Source organism: Pseudomonas anatoliensis (assembly GCF_017976235.1).
In the GTDB taxonomy this organism is placed as follows: Bacteria; Pseudomonadota; Gammaproteobacteria; order Pseudomonadales; family Pseudomonadaceae; genus Aquipseudomonas; species Aquipseudomonas anatoliensis.
The window spans coordinates 25431-40539 of record NZ_JACVHC010000002.1 but is presented as its reverse complement, the minus strand read 5'-3'; the positions used below and the strand labels follow the sequence as shown (position 1 = coordinate 40539).

General features: G+C 60.7%; 13 protein-coding genes and 1 other RNA gene. All 14 read right to left on the bottom strand.

From position 1 onward, the window contains the following. Position 1: 1 nt before the first annotated feature. The 14 genes from ICA16_RS05680 to rsmI all read right to left on the bottom strand — a co-directional run bounded on the left by ICA16_RS05680 (position 2) and on the right by rsmI (position 15105). The gene (locus ICA16_RS05680; protein WP_150604349.1) at positions 2–961 is read right to left on the bottom strand and encodes a D-alanine--D-alanine ligase; all 960 of its coding nucleotides are present in this window, start codon (positions 959–961) and stop codon (positions 2–4) included. After that, on the bottom strand, positions 958–2418 hold the full coding sequence (murC, locus tag ICA16_RS05675) for a UDP-N-acetylmuramate--L-alanine ligase (protein ID WP_150592674.1): 1461 nt from the start codon (positions 2416–2418) through the stop codon (positions 958–960). Before murC ends, ICA16_RS05680 begins: the two co-directional genes overlap by 4 nt. Then, entirely contained in the window at positions 2411–3481 is a 1071-nt protein-coding gene (gene murG / locus ICA16_RS05670; protein ID WP_115148181.1) for an undecaprenyldiphospho-muramoylpentapeptide beta-N-acetylglucosaminyltransferase, read from the bottom strand. Before murG ends, murC begins: the two co-directional genes overlap by 8 nt. Then, entirely contained in the window at positions 3471–4688 is a 1218-nt protein-coding gene (ftsW, locus tag ICA16_RS05665; protein WP_047303079.1) for a putative lipid II flippase FtsW, read from the bottom strand. Before ftsW ends, murG begins: the two co-directional genes overlap by 11 nt. Further along, positions 4685–6031 carry a UDP-N-acetylmuramoyl-L-alanine--D-glutamate ligase gene (murD, locus tag ICA16_RS05660; RefSeq protein WP_210700192.1) on the bottom strand — a complete coding sequence of 449 codons (1347 nt, stop codon included), beginning with the start codon at positions 6029–6031 and terminating at the stop codon, positions 4685–4687. The genes ftsW and murD overlap by 4 nt, the downstream gene beginning before the upstream one ends. 5 nt (positions 6032–6036) lie before the next feature. Then, positions 6037–7119 (bottom strand): phospho-N-acetylmuramoyl-pentapeptide-transferase, encoded by a 1083-nt coding sequence (mraY, locus tag ICA16_RS05655; RefSeq protein ID WP_047303084.1) that lies wholly within the window; start codon positions 7117–7119, stop codon positions 6037–6039. Continuing rightward, the gene (locus ICA16_RS05650) at positions 7119–8486 is read right to left on the bottom strand and encodes a UDP-N-acetylmuramoyl-tripeptide--D-alanyl-D-alanine ligase (protein WP_210700191.1); all 1368 of its coding nucleotides are present in this window, start codon (positions 8484–8486) and stop codon (positions 7119–7121) included. Before ICA16_RS05650 ends, mraY begins: the two co-directional genes overlap by 1 nt. Further along, complete coding sequence (locus ICA16_RS05645; RefSeq protein WP_210700190.1) at positions 8479–9942, bottom strand: UDP-N-acetylmuramoyl-L-alanyl-D-glutamate--2,6-diaminopimelate ligase; 1464 nt, start codon at positions 9940–9942, stop codon at positions 8479–8481. The genes ICA16_RS05650 and ICA16_RS05645 overlap by 8 nt, the downstream gene beginning before the upstream one ends. After that, positions 9942–11681: a peptidoglycan D,D-transpeptidase FtsI family protein gene (locus ICA16_RS05640; RefSeq protein WP_210555058.1), complete on the bottom strand. Its 1740-nt coding sequence runs from the start codon at positions 11679–11681 to the stop codon at positions 9942–9944. The genes ICA16_RS05645 and ICA16_RS05640 overlap by 1 nt, the downstream gene beginning before the upstream one ends. After that, positions 11681–11974 carry a cell division protein FtsL gene (ftsL, locus tag ICA16_RS05635; protein ID WP_150604354.1) on the bottom strand — a complete coding sequence of 98 codons (294 nt, stop codon included), beginning with the start codon at positions 11972–11974 and terminating at the stop codon, positions 11681–11683. The genes ICA16_RS05640 and ftsL overlap by 1 nt, the downstream gene beginning before the upstream one ends. Then, positions 11971–12918, bottom strand: a complete 948-nt coding sequence (gene rsmH, locus ICA16_RS05630) for a 16S rRNA (cytosine(1402)-N(4))-methyltransferase RsmH (RefSeq protein WP_390896372.1) — start codon at positions 12916–12918, stop codon at positions 11971–11973. Before rsmH ends, ftsL begins: the two co-directional genes overlap by 4 nt. Continuing rightward, a complete protein-coding gene (mraZ, locus tag ICA16_RS05625; RefSeq protein ID WP_042560992.1) occupies positions 12915–13370 on the bottom strand; it encodes a division/cell wall cluster transcriptional repressor MraZ in 456 nt (151 codons plus the stop codon). The genes rsmH and mraZ overlap by 4 nt, the downstream gene beginning before the upstream one ends. Before the next feature lie 402 nt (positions 13371–13772). Further along, positions 13773–14126, bottom strand: an RNA gene (gene rnpB / locus ICA16_RS05620) — RNase P RNA component class A. Between the two features lie 73 nt (positions 14127–14199). After that, entirely contained in the window at positions 14200–15105 is a 906-nt protein-coding gene (gene rsmI / locus ICA16_RS05615; RefSeq protein ID WP_210700189.1) for a 16S rRNA (cytidine(1402)-2'-O)-methyltransferase, read from the bottom strand. Between the last annotated feature and the right edge of the window lie 4 nt (positions 15106–15109).

Genomic DNA, 15109 nt, shown 5'->3' with positions numbered 1-15109 from the left:
CTTAACCTCTCGACTCTTGAACGCTGGCAGCCAGAATGGCCAGTACCAGTTGCTGGAAATCCAGACCGGCAGCACGGGCCGCCATCGGTACCAGACTGTGATCGGTCATGCCCGGTGCGGTATTCACTTCCAGGAACCAGAACTGCCCGTCGGCGTCCTGCATCACGTCTGCCCTGCCCCAACCGGCGATACCCAACGCCTCACTGGCCTTGGCCGTGAGTTCCATGAGTTCCTGCTCTTTGGCGGCATCCAGCCCGCACGGAATGCGGTACTGGGTATCGTTGGCGATGTACTTGGCGTCGTAGTCGTAGAACGTGTGCGGTGTACCCAGGGCGATTGGAGGCAACACCTGGTCACGCAGGGTGGCGATGGTGAACTCCGGACCTTGAATCCATTGCTCGACCAACACTTGCGAATCGTAGGTACTGGCCGCTTTCCATGCGTCGATCAACTCGGACGCAGAACTCACTTTGGCCATCCCGATACTTGAACCTTCATGCGCCGGTTTGACGATCAAAGGGAAGCCCAGTTCCGTCGCTGCCGAAATACAATCGGCTTCGCTGCACAGCACGGCGTGACGCGGCGTCGGAATCCCGAGGCTGTGCCAGACCTGCTTGGTGCGCAGTTTGTCCATCGCCAGTGCCGAAGCCAGAATGCCGCTGCCGGTGTACGGAATGCCCGCCACTTCGAGCAGGCCCTGCATGGAGCCGTCTTCACCGCCACGACCGTGGAGAATGATGAACGCGCGATCGATCTTTTCGCTCAGCAGACGCTGCAGGATATCGTCGCCGACATCGATGCCGAACGCGTCCACACCAGCGCTTTGCAGCGCCGCGAGCACGGCGTTACCGGATTTCAACGAAACCTCACGTTCGGCACTCAGGCCACCAAACAGCACGGCGACACGGCCGAAGTCTTTCGGCGCAATGGTGGAGAACAGATTGGCGTAGGCAGCAGTCATTTCAACTTCCCCTCGACCGGCGCAGCCACGGCGCCAGCGAACAATTCACTTTTCAACAGCTTCGGCGCGAGACCGCCGATATCACCAGCGCCCTGGCACAGCAGGATGTCGCCGGCGCGCAGCAGCGGCTTGACCAGAGGCGCCAGATCGACGCCACGCTCGATGTAGATCGGGTCGAGTGCACCGCGCTGCCGAATGCTGTTGCACAGCTTGCGGCTGTCGGCGCCCGGGATCGGCTCTTCGCCGGCCGGATAGACTTCCATCAGCAGCAACACGTTGGCGTCAGCCAGTACATTGACGAAGTCGTCGTACAGATCGCGGGTGCGGCTGTAACGGTGCGGCTGGTAAACCATCACCAGACGACGCTCCGGCCAGCCACCACGTACGGCTTTGATCACGGCTGCGACTTCGGTCGGATGGTGGCCGTAGTCGTCGACCAGCATCACGCTGCCGCCGTCGACCGGCAGTTCGCCGTAGACCTGAAAGCGACGACCAACACCCTGGAAGCCCGACAGGCCCTGAACGATGGCTTCATCGCTGACGCCCTCGTCGGTGGCGATGCAGATGGTTGCCAACGAATTGAGCACGTTGTGGTTGCCCGGCATGTTCACCGACACATCCAGCGGTTCGCGGTCAGGGCGCAGCACGGTAAAGAAGGTCTGCATGCCTTGTTGACGCACGTTGATCGCACGGATGTCGGCGTCTTCGCTGAAGCCGTAAGTCACGGTCGGACGTTTGACCAGTGGCAGGATTTCGCGCACCACCGGATCGTCCAGGCACATCACCGCCAAACCGTAGAACGGCAGGTTGTGCAGGAATTCGACGAAGGTTTTCTTCAGTATGTTGAAGTCACCGCCGTAGGTCGCCATGTGATCGGCGTCGATGTTGGTGACCACGGCCACCAGCGGCTGCAAGTGCAGGAAGCTCGCATCGCTTTCATCGGCTTCGGCAATCAGGTAACGGCTGGTGCCGAGTTGCGCGTTGGTGCCGGCAGCGTTCAGACGCCCACCGATAACGAACGTCGGATCGAGACCACCGGCGGCGAACACAGACGCGATCAGGCTGGTCGTGGTGGTTTTGCCGTGGGTACCGGCAACGGCGATGCCGTGGCGATAGCGCATCAGCTCAGCGAGCATTTCGGCGCGCGGTACCACCGGGATGCGGCGTTCCAGTGCGGTCGCGACTTCCGGGTTGGAGGTGTTGACGGCGCTCGACACCACCAGCACATCGGCGGCAGCGGCGTTCTCGGCACGGTGGCCGATGAAGATCTTCGCGCCGAACGATTCCAGACGCTCGGTGACCGGCGAGGCTTTCAGGTCGGAACCGGACACTTCATAGCCCAGGTTCAACAACACTTCAGCGATGCCGCACATGCCCACGCCGCCGATACCGACGAAGTGGATGCGACGGATGCGGCGCATTTCCGGTTGCGGCATGGCTTTCTGATTCTCAACCATGGACCACCTCCAGACAGGTATCGACCACGCTACGGGTGGCATCGGGTTTCGCCAGACGGCGGGCCGCTTGGGCCATTTCTTCGAGTCGTTGCGGTTGCATCAAGACCTCTGTCAGGCGCGCGGCAAGATCCGCGGCACCAGTCGTTCTTTGCGGCATCAGGAAGGCAGCGCCTTCCCGGGCCAAATAATCGGCGTTGCGGGTCTGGTGATCGTCGATTGCGTGGGGCAAAGGCACCAGCATCGAGGGCAGACCGGCGGCAGCCAGCTCACTGATGGTCAACGCGCCTGCACGGCACACCACCAGGTCAGCCCAGCCATAGGCCTGGGCCATGTCTTTGATGAACGGCTGCACCTGCGCTTCCACGCCGGCGGCGCGGTAGCGCTCTGCAGTCACTTCATCGTGGTTTTTGCCGGCCTGATGGAACACTTCCGGACGCAAATCGGCAGCGACTTGCGCCAGCGCTTCAGGCAGCAACTTGTTCAACGGTTCTGCGCCAAGGCTTCCGCCCAGGATCAGCAAACGCGCTTTGCGACCGGCCAGGGCAGGTCGCGGTGTTTCGAGGAACAGCTCGCTGCGCACCGGATTACCGGTGGTGCGGCGGCTGTCCGACAGAGTAAAGGTGTCGGGGAACGCTTCACACACTCGGGCGGCGAACGGCACCAGCAACCGATTGGCGGTGCCGGCGACGGCGTTCTGCTCGTGAACGATCACCGGCACACCGGCCAGTTTCGCCGCGAGACCGCCGGGGCCGGTCACGTAACCACCGAAGCCGACCACACACACCGGACGCAGCCGACGAATGATCGCCCGCGCCTGCCAGACCGATTTGAGCAGCATGAACGGTGCCTTGAGCAGCGACAGCTTGCCCTTGCCGCGCAGACCACTGGCGTTGATGCGGTGCAGTTCCAGCCCTGCGGCCGGTACCAGTTCGTTCTCGATCCCGCGTGGCGTGCCGAGCCAGTGCACGGTATAGCCGCGCGCCTGAAACTCGCGGGCACAGGCCAGCGCCGGGAATACGTGGCCGCCGGTTCCGCCGGCCATGATCAATACGTTAGCGCCCATGATTCGGCTCCTCGGCGAAGTCGCTCTCATGGAATTCCATCTCTTCACTGCCCAAGTGGGTTCGACTCTCCCACTCGATCCTCAGCAACAACCCGAGACAGGCACAGCAGATCACCAGCGAGCTGCCGCCGTAACTGAGGAACGGCAAGGTCAGACCCTTGGTTGGCAGCAGGCCGACGTTCACACCGATGTTGATCAGGAACTGACCAATCCACAGGAACGACAAGCCGTATGCCACATAAGCAGCGAAGAACTGCTTGGCTTTCTCGGCCCACAGACCGATGTACATGCCGCGGATACACACGAACACGAACAGGGCGACGGTGCACAGCGAACCCACCGCACCGAGCTCTTCGGCAAGTACCGAGAACACGAAGTCGGTGTGCGCTTCCGGCAGGTAGAACTGCTTCTGCACGCTGTTGCCCAGGCCCACGCCCAGCCACTCACCACGACCGAACGCGATCAGCGCTTGCGACAACTGATAACCGGCGCCGAACTGGTCGGCCCACGGGTCGGCGAAGTTGGTCAGACGCGCCATCCGGTACGGCTGCATCTGAATCAACAGGACCACGGCCCCGACCGCCAACACCACCATCAGCGAGAAGCGGAACAGGCCGACCCCGCCAAGGAACAGCATCGCCGCCGCAGCCCCCATCATTACAACGGTGGCGCCGAAGTCCGGCTCCATCAGCAACAGGCCGGCCATTGGCAGCAGCACGATGAACGGCTTGAAGAAACCCATCCAGCTCTCGCGCACTTCTTTCTGGCGACGCACAAGATAACCGGCGAGGTAAATCACCACGAATACCTTGGCGATCTCCGACGGCTGCACGTTGAAGAAGCTGAAACCGATCCAGCGCATCGAACCGTTAACCTCACGGCCAATCCCCGGGATGATCACCATGATCAGCAGGCCAAATGCGCCGAGCAGCATCAACCAGCCGAGACGTTGCCAGGTGGCGATCGGAATCATCATGGTGATGATGCACGCGCCCAATCCCAGCACCACATAGATAAGGTGGCGGATCATGTAATACAGCGGACTGCCCGACTGCGCGGCCGCCACTTCGGTGGAGGCCGAAGCGATCATGATCAGACCCAGGCCGAGCAGCGCCAGGCAACCGGCGAGCATCGGGAAGTCAAGATCGATGCCGCGTCCGGTAATCAGCGGCGACGGGTACGGCTTGATGATATTTCTCAGGTTCATGCCAATTCCTCCACGGCGCGGACGAACTGGTGACCACGGTCTTCGTAATTCTTGAACATGTCGAAACTGGCACAGGCCGGCGACAGCAGCACCACATCACCCGGTTGGGCGGCAGCGCGGCATTGCGCGACAGCATCGACCAGGGAGGTTGCGCGAATCAGTGGCACGCCATCGCCGATGGCCGCGCCGATCTTGTCGGAGTCGCGGCCCATCAGGATCACGGCGCGGCAGTTGGCTGCCACCGGATCACGCAGGTCGTTGAACTCGGCACCTTTGCCATCACCACCGGCGATCAGAATGACCTTGCCGTCGATGTCCGCACCCAGGCCTTCGATGGCCGCCAGTGCGGCGCCAACGTTGGTGGCTTTGGAATCGTTGTAGTAAGCGACGCCGTCCAGATCACGCACCCACTGGCAGCGATGTTCGAGACCGGCGAAGGTGCGCAGGGCCGCAAGCATTGCGTCGAATGGCAGGCCGACCGCATGGCCGAGCGCCAGCGCCGCCAGGGCGTTGGACTGGTTGTGCGCGCCACGAATTTTCAGCTCGCGTACCGGCATCAGGTTCTGGAATTCGAAGGCCAGATACTTCTCGCCATCTTCTTCGCGGATACCGAATGCCTTGAAATCAGGTTTGGTCAGGCCGAACGTCCAGCATGGCTGGCCCTCGCCGATCAGCGGACGGGTCAGTGCATCCTGACGATTGACCACGAACTGCCTGGCACCCCGGAAAATCCGGTGCTTGGCCAGGTGGTACGCCGGCAGACCGCTGTAGCGATCCATGTGGTCTTCGCTGATGTTCAGCACAGTCGCCACTTCAGCGTTGAGCTGATCGGTGGTTTCCAGCTGAAAGCTCGACAACTCCATCACGTACAACTCGACGTCGTCGCTGAGCAGATCCAGCGCCGGGGTACCGAGATTGCCGCCCACCGCCACACGTTTGCCGGCCGCAGCCGCCATCTCGCCGACCAGGGTGGTGACCGTGCTTTTCGCGTTGGAACCGCTGATGGCCACAATCGGCGCCTTCGCGTTACGCGCGAACAGCTCGATGTCACCGGACAGTTTCACGCCACGGGCCGCAGCGGCTTGCAGGGCCGGGGTCGCCAGCGCCAGGCCGGGGCTCACGTAGAGCTCGTCGGCACGGCAGAGGAATTCGACGTCCAGCTCGCCACAACGCACTTCCACGTGCGGATAGTCACGCTTGAGCGTGGCCAGTTCCGGTGGATTCTCCCGCGTATCGGCCACGGCAAACGACGTGCCCCGGTTCGCCAGGAAGCGAACCAGGGACATGCCGCTCTTGCCGAGGCCGACAACGATGCGGAAGTGGTCAGAAGCGATCAGAGACACTCGTTCTACCTCAGCTTCAGGGTGGCAAGGCCAACCAACACGAGAATCACGGTGATGATCCAGAAACGGACGATCACGCGCGGCTCGGGCCAGCCCTTGAGTTCAAAGTGGTGGTGGATCGGTGCCATGCGGAATACGCGGCGACCGGTCAGCTTGAAGGACGCCACCTGGATGACCACCGACAGGGTTTCCATCACGAACACGCCGCCCATGATGAACAGGACGATTTCCTGACGGACGATCACCGCGATGGTGCCCAGTGCAGCACCCAGCGCCAGTGCGCCGACGTCGCCCATGAAGACCTGGGCCGGATAGGTGTTGAACCAGAGGAAACCCAGACCGGCACCGATCAGCGCACCGCAGAACACAATCAGTTCGCCTGCGCCCGGCACATACGGGATCAACAGGTATTCAGCGAATTTAACGTTACCCGACAGGTAGCAGAAGATGCCGAGACCGCCGCCAACCATCACGGTCGGCATGATCGCGAGACCGTCGAGGCCGTCGGTGAGGTTGACCGCGTTACTCGAACCGACAATCACGAAGTAGGTCAGCACGATAAAACCGAAGCCCAGCGGAATGCTGTAGTCCTTGAGCATCGGCAGGATCAGCGTGGTTTCCACCGGCGTCGAAGCGGTCATATAAAGGAAGATCGCCGCGCCCAGACCAAACACCGACTGCCAGAAATACTTCCAGCGGCTCGGCAAGCCTCGCGAATTCTTCTCGATGACTTTGCGGTAATCGTCGACCCAGCCGATAGCGCCGAACAACAGGGTCACCAGCAACACAGTCCAGACATAGCGGTTGCTCAGGTCAGCCCAGAGCAAAGTGCTGACGCCGATGGACGACAGAATCAGCGCGCCGCCCATGGTCGGTGTACCCGACTTCGACAGGTGCGATTGCGGACCGTCGTTACGAACGGACTGGCCGATCTGACGGTTCTGCAGAGTGCGGATCATCCACGGGCCATAGCACAGCGACAAAACCAGCGCGGTCAGCACACCGAGGATCCCGCGCAGGGTCAGGTACTGAAAGACCGCGAAGCCTTTGTGGAACTGTTGCAGATACTCCGCTAGCAGCAGCAGCATTAATGTTTCTCCAGACTGGACCCGCACAGAGCCGCAACGATGTTTTCCATCGCTGCACTGCGCGAACCCTTGATCAAAATGGTGGTGTTTGTGTCCTGCTCGGCGTCCAGGGCCTGGATCAGTTCGGCTTGTGTGCCGAAGTGATGCGCCTGCTCACCGAATGCGTTGACGGCGTGAACCATGTTCGGTCCAACTGCGTAAAGCGCGGATACCTTGCCCCGGGCGTACTCGCCCACGTCGCGGTGCCCCTGCTCCGCCCAATCGCCCAACTCGCCGATATCTCCGAGCACCAGGACGGTGCGGCCGGAAAAGCCGGCGAGTATATCAACGGCCGCGCACATCGAGGTGGGGTTTGCGTTGTAAGTGTCATCAATCACGCGCATGCCGTTTTTCGCCAATTGCGCGACGGTGCGGCCCTTGACCGGTTGCACCGCGCCAAGGCCAGTGGCGATGCCGAACAGCGACACACCCAAGGCGTGGGCAGCAGCGGCGGCAGCCATGGAGTTGGCAACGTTATGGGTGCCGAGCAGGTTCAGTTGAACGCGCTCCATACCTTCAGGCGTGTGCAGATTGAAGGCCGGGCAACCGCGTGCATCAGTGCTCAGGTCGCTGGCGTAGAAGTCCGCTTGAGTGTTGCTCAGGGCGAAGGTCAGCACCTTGCGACCGGCAGCGCGGCTCTTCCAGATACCAAAGGCCTTGTCGTCGAGATTGAGCACGGCGATGCCATCGGCCGCCAGCCCTTCGATGATTTCGCCTTTGGCTTCGACGATTTTTTCCGGGCCACCGAACTCACCAACGTGAGCGGTACCGGCGTTGTTGAGGATCGCTACGTGCGGCTTGGTCAGCCCGACGGTGTAGGCGATTTCGCCCAGACGCGAGGCCCCCAGTTCGATCACGGCGGAGGTGTGTTCCGGCGCGAGCTCGATCAGGGTCAGCGGAACGCCGAGGTCGTTGTTCAGGTTGCCGCGTGTTGCCAGCACCGGACCGCGCGTGCGCAGGATGCTGGCGAGCATTTCCTTGACCGTGGTCTTGCCGCTGGAACCGGTCACGGCAGCCACTGGCTGAGTGAACGCCGCACGGTTCAAGGCACCCAACTGGCCCAGGGCCTGACGGGTGTCCTTGACCAACAATTGCGGCAGGGTGCTGTCGGCGACTTCGCGCTCGACCAGTGCAGCAACGGCGCCTTTGCCGGCGACGTCGTTCAGATAATCATGACCGTCGAAACGCGGGCCAGTCAGGGCAATAAACAGTTGGCCGGGTTTAATCCCACGGCTGTCGATGCTCACGCCGTCGAAACTGGCATCGGAGCTGATCAGGCGTGCGTCGAGCGCGTTGCTCAGCTCGCTGAGTGTCAGGGCCTTAAGCATGGGCCACCTCCCAAGCGGTCAGCGCGTGATCTGCTTCGACCAGGTCAGAGAAGGCATGACGCTCGCCGTTGATTTCCTGATAGTCCTCGTGACCTTTACCGGCCAGAACGATCACGTCATCCGCCGAAGCGTCGGCAATCAATTGCGCAATCGCCTGACCACGGCCGGCGACGAAGGTGACTTTATCCACAACCGTGAAACCGGCGCGGATGTCATCGAAAATCACTGCCGGGTCTTCGGTGCGCGGATTGTCATCGGTGACAACCACTTGATCGGCCAGACGCTCGACCACTTCGGCCATCAGCGGACGCTTGCCACGATCACGGTCACCGCCGCAGCCGAACAGGCACAGCAACTGGCCTTTGACGTGCGGGCGCAAAGCCGTCAGGACTTTTTCCAGCGCATCCGGGGTGTGGGCGTAATCGACCACCACCAACGGCTGAGTGCCGCCGCCAAGACGCTGCATGCGTCCGGCCGGGCCTTCGAGTTTCGGCAGTACCTTGAGAATTTCGTCGAGCGCGTAATCCAGGCCGAGCAAGGCGCCGACGGCTGCCAGTACGTTGCTCAGGTTAAAACGGCCGAGCAGCGTGCTGCGCAGATGATGCTCGCCCTGCGGCGTGACCAATGTGGCGCGTACGCCGTGATCGTCGAACTGTGCTTCGCGGCAGTACAGATAAGCACTGCTGTCGAGCAGGCTATAGGTGATCAAACGCGACTCACGTTTTTCGGCGGCCAGTTGCCGGCCGAAATCGTCGTCGAGGTTGACCACTCGGCATTTCAGATCATTCCAGGCGAACAGCTTGGCCTTGGCCTGCGCGTAAGCCTCCATCGTGCCGTGATAATCCAGATGATCGCGGGACAGGTTGGTCATCACGGCAACGTCGAACGCCAGCGCGGTAACGCGGCCCTGATCCAGACCGTGGGACGACACTTCCATGGCCACGGCTTTGGCGCCGGCCTTTTTCAGGTCGCCCAAAGTCGCTTGCACGGCGATCGGATTCGGCGTGGTGTGCAGACCACTTTGCAATGCGCCATAGAAGCCGGAACCGAGGGTGCCGACAATGCCGCAATGCTGGCCGAGCAGATCCAGCGCTTGCGCGACCAGTTGGGTCACGCTGGTTTTACCGTTGGTGCCCGTTACGCCCACCAGATTCAGGTGATGGCTCGGCTCACCGTAAAAACGTCCGGCGATGTCCGACAGCTGCGCCGCCAGCCCCTTGACCGGGATCAGCGGCACGTCCGTGATCGGCAGCACGGTGGCGCCTTCGACTTCATAAGCAACGGCCGCGGCGCCACGGGCAAGCGCGTCAGCAATGTGCGCACGGCCATCGAATTTGCCGCCCGGCACCGCGAGAAACAGGTCGCCCGCGCGTACGTTACGGCTATCCAGTGCCAATTCACGGATCAACAGATCGTGGCCGGCGTGGGGGAATATCTTGTTCAGACTTAATGACATCAGCCGCGCCCTCCATTGGCTTTCAGCGGAACGACCGGGGTGGCGTTGGCCTGTTGAGTGGTCGGCAGGTTATCCGGGGTCACGTTCATCAAGCGCAGGGTGCCGGACATCACGCGACTGAACACCGGCGCGGAAACCAGACCACCGAAGTAACCGGCCTTGCTTGGCTCATCGATCACCACAACGATGGCGTAACGCGGATCGCTCATCGGGCCGAAGCCGGCGAACAGCGAACGGTAGGAGTTTTCGGCGTAGCCCTTGGTGCCCACCGAAGTCTTGCGCGCAGTACCCGACTTGCCCGCCACGTGATACGCCGGCACCTGCGCACGGAACACACCGCGCGGGGCTTCGATCACCTGGGTCAACATGCCCTGCATGGTTTTCGCGACAGCTTCCGGCAGCACTTGCGTGGTCTGCGGCATCTTGTCGGTTTTGATCAGCGTCAACGGTGCGAGGCGACCGTTGTTGGCCAGCGCCGAGAAGGCGTGAACCAGTTGAATCGCGGTTACGGAAATACCGTAGCCGTAGGACAGTGTCGCGGTTTCGGCCTTGCGCCAATCGCGGTAGTTCGGCAGGTTGCCGACACGTTCGCCCGGGAAGCCGAGGCCGGTGTCCTGGCCGAGACCGACTTTTTGCGCAAGGCGGAAAATCGTTTCGCCGCCGATATCGAACGCGACCTTACTCATGCCGACGTTACTGGAATTGATCAGGATGCCGGTCAGGTCGAGCACCGGACCTTCGGACCTGGAAACGTCCTTGATGGTGTATTTGCCGATCTGCAGCGTGCCTGGATAAACCTCGACGGTATCGCTCGGTTTCCAGCGACCGGTTTCGATCGCGGCGGCCATCGAGATGGCTTTCATGGTCGAACCCGGTTCGAACACGTCGATCATCGCGCGGTTACGCATCATCGCCGGTTGCAGGTTGCGACGGTTGTTCGGGTTATAGGTCGGCTGGTTGACCATGGCGAGGATCTCGCCAGTCTTCACGTCCATGATCACCAGGCTGCCAGCCTTGGCGCCGTTCTCGATGATCGCGTTACGCAGCTCGCGGTTGGCCAGATATTGCAGGCGCAGGTCAATGGACAACGCCAAGGGCTTGCCGGCCTTGGCGTTTTTGGTGACCTGAACATCTTTGATCAGCCGACCGCGCCGATCCTTGATGACTTGTCGTTTGCCCGGCACTCCGGCCAGCCATTCGTCGTAGGCCAGTTCGACGCCTTCGCGACCGTGATCATCGATGTCGGTAAAGCCGACCATGTGCGCGGTGACTTCACCGGCCGGGTAAAACCGGCGGAATTCTTCGATGCCGTAGACGCCCGGCACTTTCAGGTCGAGCACAGACTGGCCTTGCTCGGGGGTCAGCCCACGCACCAGATAAATGAATTCTTTGTTGGCCTGCGCCTCAAGGCGTTCGGTCAGGGCTTTCGGGTCCTGACCCAGCGCGGCGGCCAGTGCTGGCCACTTCTCTTTGGCTGTTTGCATTTCCTTGGCGTTGGCCCACAGGGTGGTCACCGGGGTACTGACGGCCAAAGGCTCGCCGTTACGGTCGGTGATCAGACCACGGTGAGCAGGAATCGGGATGTGACGAAGACTGCGCGCATCGCCCTGACCTTTGAGGAAGTCACGGTCAACCACTTGCAGGTCAATGATGCGCCAGCAGATCGCAGCCACCATCAAACCGAGCAGGGCCACCATCAGGCGGAAGCGCCACGGGAACAGTGCGCCTTCAAGTTTCATCATGGCGCCACCATCTTCACGTCAGCCGCGCCAGGGATATGCATTTTCAGTTGTTCGGTGGCCAGCACTTCGATGCGGCTGTGCGCGGTCCAGGTGCTTTGCTCGAGAATCAAGCGGCCCCACTCGGCCTGCGCCTTGTCGCGCACGCTGAGTTCGTTATAAAGATTGTTCAGCAACTGGCGGTTCCAGTGCGCGCTGTACGACACAGCGATGGCCGAGACGAGCACGCCTACAAACAGCAGCAGCATGAAAAAGCTGCCGCCGGGCAGTGGCTTGGCGAAAAGCTTGCTCAACGCAATTTCTCCGCGACGCGCATGACGGCGCTACGGGAACGTGGGTTGGCTTTGAGTTCGGCGTCGGAGGCCGTCTGCGCTTTGCCATGGACTTTGATTTTCGGCTCGAACGCCACATGGCGAACCGGCAGGTTGCGCGGCAGGTTATCGGCTTCGCCCTTCACCAGCTTGCGCATGAACAGCTTGACGATGCGGTCTTCCAGCGAATGGAAGCTGATCACGACCAGACGGCCGCCCACTTCCAGAGCTTCCAGCGCGGCTTCGAGGCCGGCTTCCAGATCGCCCAATTCGTTATTGACGTGAATGCGCAGCCCCTGGAACGCACGGGTGGCCGGGTTCTTGCCCTTTTCCCATGCCGGGTTGGCGACCTTGAGCACTTCGGCCAGATCGGCGGTGCGCTCGAAAGGTTTGATATCGCGACGTTCGGCGACGGCACGCGCCATGCGACCGGAGAAACGTTCTTCACCGTATTCCTTGAACACCCGGGCGATTTCTTCAGCCGGCGCGGTGTTGACGAATTCAGCGGCGCTGATGCCACGGGACGGATCCATGCGCATGTCCAGCGGGCCGTCGTTGAGGAAACTGAAACCGCGCTCAGCGTCATCGAGCTGCGGCGAGGACACGCCCAGATCGAGCAGAATGCCGCTGACCTTGCCGGCCAGACCGCGTTCGGCGATTTCCGAACCGAGCTCGGCAAAGCTGCGCTGCACAACGACAAAGCGGCCGTCTTCGGCCGCTAGCGTTTGCCCGGTGGCAATCGCTTGTGGATCTTTGTCGAATCCGATGAGTCGACCATCCGGCCCGAGCTGGCTGAGGATCAATCGACTGTGTCCGCCGCGCCCGAACGTACCGTCCAGATAGCAGCCATCAGGACGTACGGCGAGAGCCTCGACGGCTTCGTCAAGCAGTACGGTGATGTGGTTAAAGCCGCTATCAATAGTCACAAGATCAAATCACGCAGTTCATCAGGCATCGCGCCCGGTTGTTGAATGGCAGCAAGGTCAGCGGCAGATACCGCATTCCATGCATCCTCGTCCCACAATTGGAACTTGTTCAGTTGGCCCACCAGCATCGCTTTCTTATCAAGCTTTGCGTATTCGCGCAGACGCGGTGGAACCAGAAAACGACCACTGCCATCGAGCTCGAGGTCGACGGCATTACCAATCAATAAACGCTGCAAGCGGCGGTTCTCTTCACGAAGCGAAGGGAGCGCGCGCAACTTGGTTTCAATAATTTCCCACTCGTCGAGCGGGTAGACACAAAGACACGGATCAACGGCATCAATGGTGACGATCAATTGGCCGGAACTACGCGAATCGAGCTCGTCACGGTACCGGCTCGGCATAGCGAGACGGCCCTTTGCATCGAGACTGATAGCGTTAGCTCCGCGAAACACGTCTGCGTTTCTCCAATTTTTATCGTTTTGAGCTCAAAAAACCCACTTCATGCCACTTTCCGCCACTTGTGCACACTATAGGAATGCGGCCACCACACCGTCAAGGCGCGGATTAAAGGAAAAGCCTTACAGAACGGAGATTTAGGAGCATAAAAGGAGGAGTAACGAGAATCTGGCGGAGACTTTTGACCCATAACTTGATGCAGCACTGAAAGCTGCGCTCGAAAGTTAAAGTAATTTGTTAAGAGTAAGATTTTTTCGGTATTACAAAAGCGCTTCTGCTGTTGATTGAAGCAAGGTGGGAAAAGGCTATTACTGCAATTGCCGCTGCCGAACTTTCAGAGCAGGCCTGCTGATATTACACAGCCCCGATGCCATTGATTCAAGCAGGGAAAGAAAAAGGTGGAGAGTCGATCTGTAAGCCGGGTTCTGTCTTGAACAGTCATTCGTCTACGATGGCCATCACTGGACATCTTTAGCAACCTACCCGGTCCCAGCGCGGGCCACGCCTTGGGACCCTATTTGGTCTTGCTCCAAGTGGGGTTTACCTAGCCACGAACTGTTGCCAGACGTGCGGTGCGCTCTTACCGCACCTTTTCACCCTTACCGGCGCCGAAGCGCTTAGGCGGTTATTTTCTGTGGCACTTTCCGTAGGCTCACGCCTCCCAGGCATTACCTGGCACTTCGCCCTATGGAGCCCGGACTTTCCTCCCCCCCCTAATTTTCATAGAGGGCAGCGACTGTCCGATCGACTCTCCGCCGCGAAGGTTAACGGCAGAGCGGCCGAAGAACAAGCGCTAAAAGCCTCAAGACCGCTATGGGCGACGGCTTACACGTCTTTCTGCTTATCCAGCGCGACCTGATACAGGACGTTCTTGCGCTCACCGGTAATCTGCGCTGCCAGCGCGGCGGCACGCTTGAGCGGCATCTCTTCGAGCAACAGATTGAGGATGCGCATGGCTTCGCTGCTGACCGCGTCCTCGCTCTCAGGGGCAGTCCAGCCGGCGACCAACACCACGCATTCACCGCGCTGCTGGTTGCTGTCGGACTCGACGAATGCGCGCAACTCAGCCAGTGGCAGCCCCTTGAGCGTTTCAAAGGTCTTGGTAATTTCACGGGCCAGCAGTGCCTGCCGCTCGCCACCGAACACCGCTTCCATATCCTGTAGACATTCCAGAATGCGGTGTGGGGCTTCGTAGAAAATCAGCGTACGTGGTTCTTCCTTGACCGCTTCGAGTCGCGCCTTGCGCCCTACCGACTTGGCCGGCAGAAAACCTTCGAAGATGAATCGATCAGACGGCAAGCCCGCTGCCGACAATGCTGCGATCAAAGCGCAGGCACCCGGCACCGGCACCACATTGATCCCGACAGCACGGGCCTGACGCACCAGGTGATAACCCGGATCGGAAATCAGCGGCGTGCCCGCGTCGGAAATCAACGCGACACTATCACCAGCCAGCAGACGGGTGATAAAGCGGCTACCTTCATCTCGTTCGTTATGTTCGTGACAAGCGGCCAACGGCGTCGAAATACCGAAGTGCTGCATCAGTCGCTGCGAGTGACGCGTATCTTCGGCAGCAATCAGCGCCACTTCACGGAGGATTTTCAGTGCCCGGGCGCTGATGTCGTCCAGGTTGCCGATGGGCGTCGCCACCACATAAAGCGAGCCGGCAGCGGAATTCAGGGAACCTGGAGCAGTCAAAGCGCACACCTCATGATCGGTAAAAACCGGCATTGTA

Coding starts and splice junctions, on each gene's coding strand:
- ICA16_RS05680 (WP_150604349.1), bottom strand. CDS start 961: ATGACTGCTGCCTACGCCAATCTGTTCTCCACCATTGCGCCGAAAGAC.
- murC (WP_150592674.1), bottom strand. CDS start 2,418: ATGGTTGAGAATCAGAAAGCCATGCCGCAACCGGAAATGCGCCGCATC.
- murG (WP_115148181.1), bottom strand. CDS start 3,481: ATGGGCGCTAACGTATTGATCATGGCCGGCGGAACCGGCGGCCACGTA.
- ftsW (WP_047303079.1), bottom strand. CDS start 4,688: ATGAACCTGAGAAATATCATCAAGCCGTACCCGTCGCCGCTGATTACC.
- mraY (WP_047303084.1), bottom strand. CDS start 7,119: ATGCTGCTGCTGCTAGCGGAGTATCTGCAACAGTTCCACAAAGGCTTC.
- ICA16_RS05650 (WP_210700191.1), bottom strand. CDS start 8,486: ATGCTTAAGGCCCTGACACTCAGCGAGCTGAGCAACGCGCTCGACGCA.
- ICA16_RS05645 (WP_210700190.1), bottom strand. CDS start 9,942: ATGTCATTAAGTCTGAACAAGATATTCCCCCACGCCGGCCACGATCTG.
- ICA16_RS05640 (WP_210555058.1), bottom strand. CDS start 11,681: ATGAAACTTGAAGGCGCACTGTTCCCGTGGCGCTTCCGCCTGATGGTG.
- rsmI (WP_210700189.1), bottom strand. CDS start 15,105: ATGCCGGTTTTTACCGATCATGAGGTGTGCGCTTTGACTGCTCCAGGT.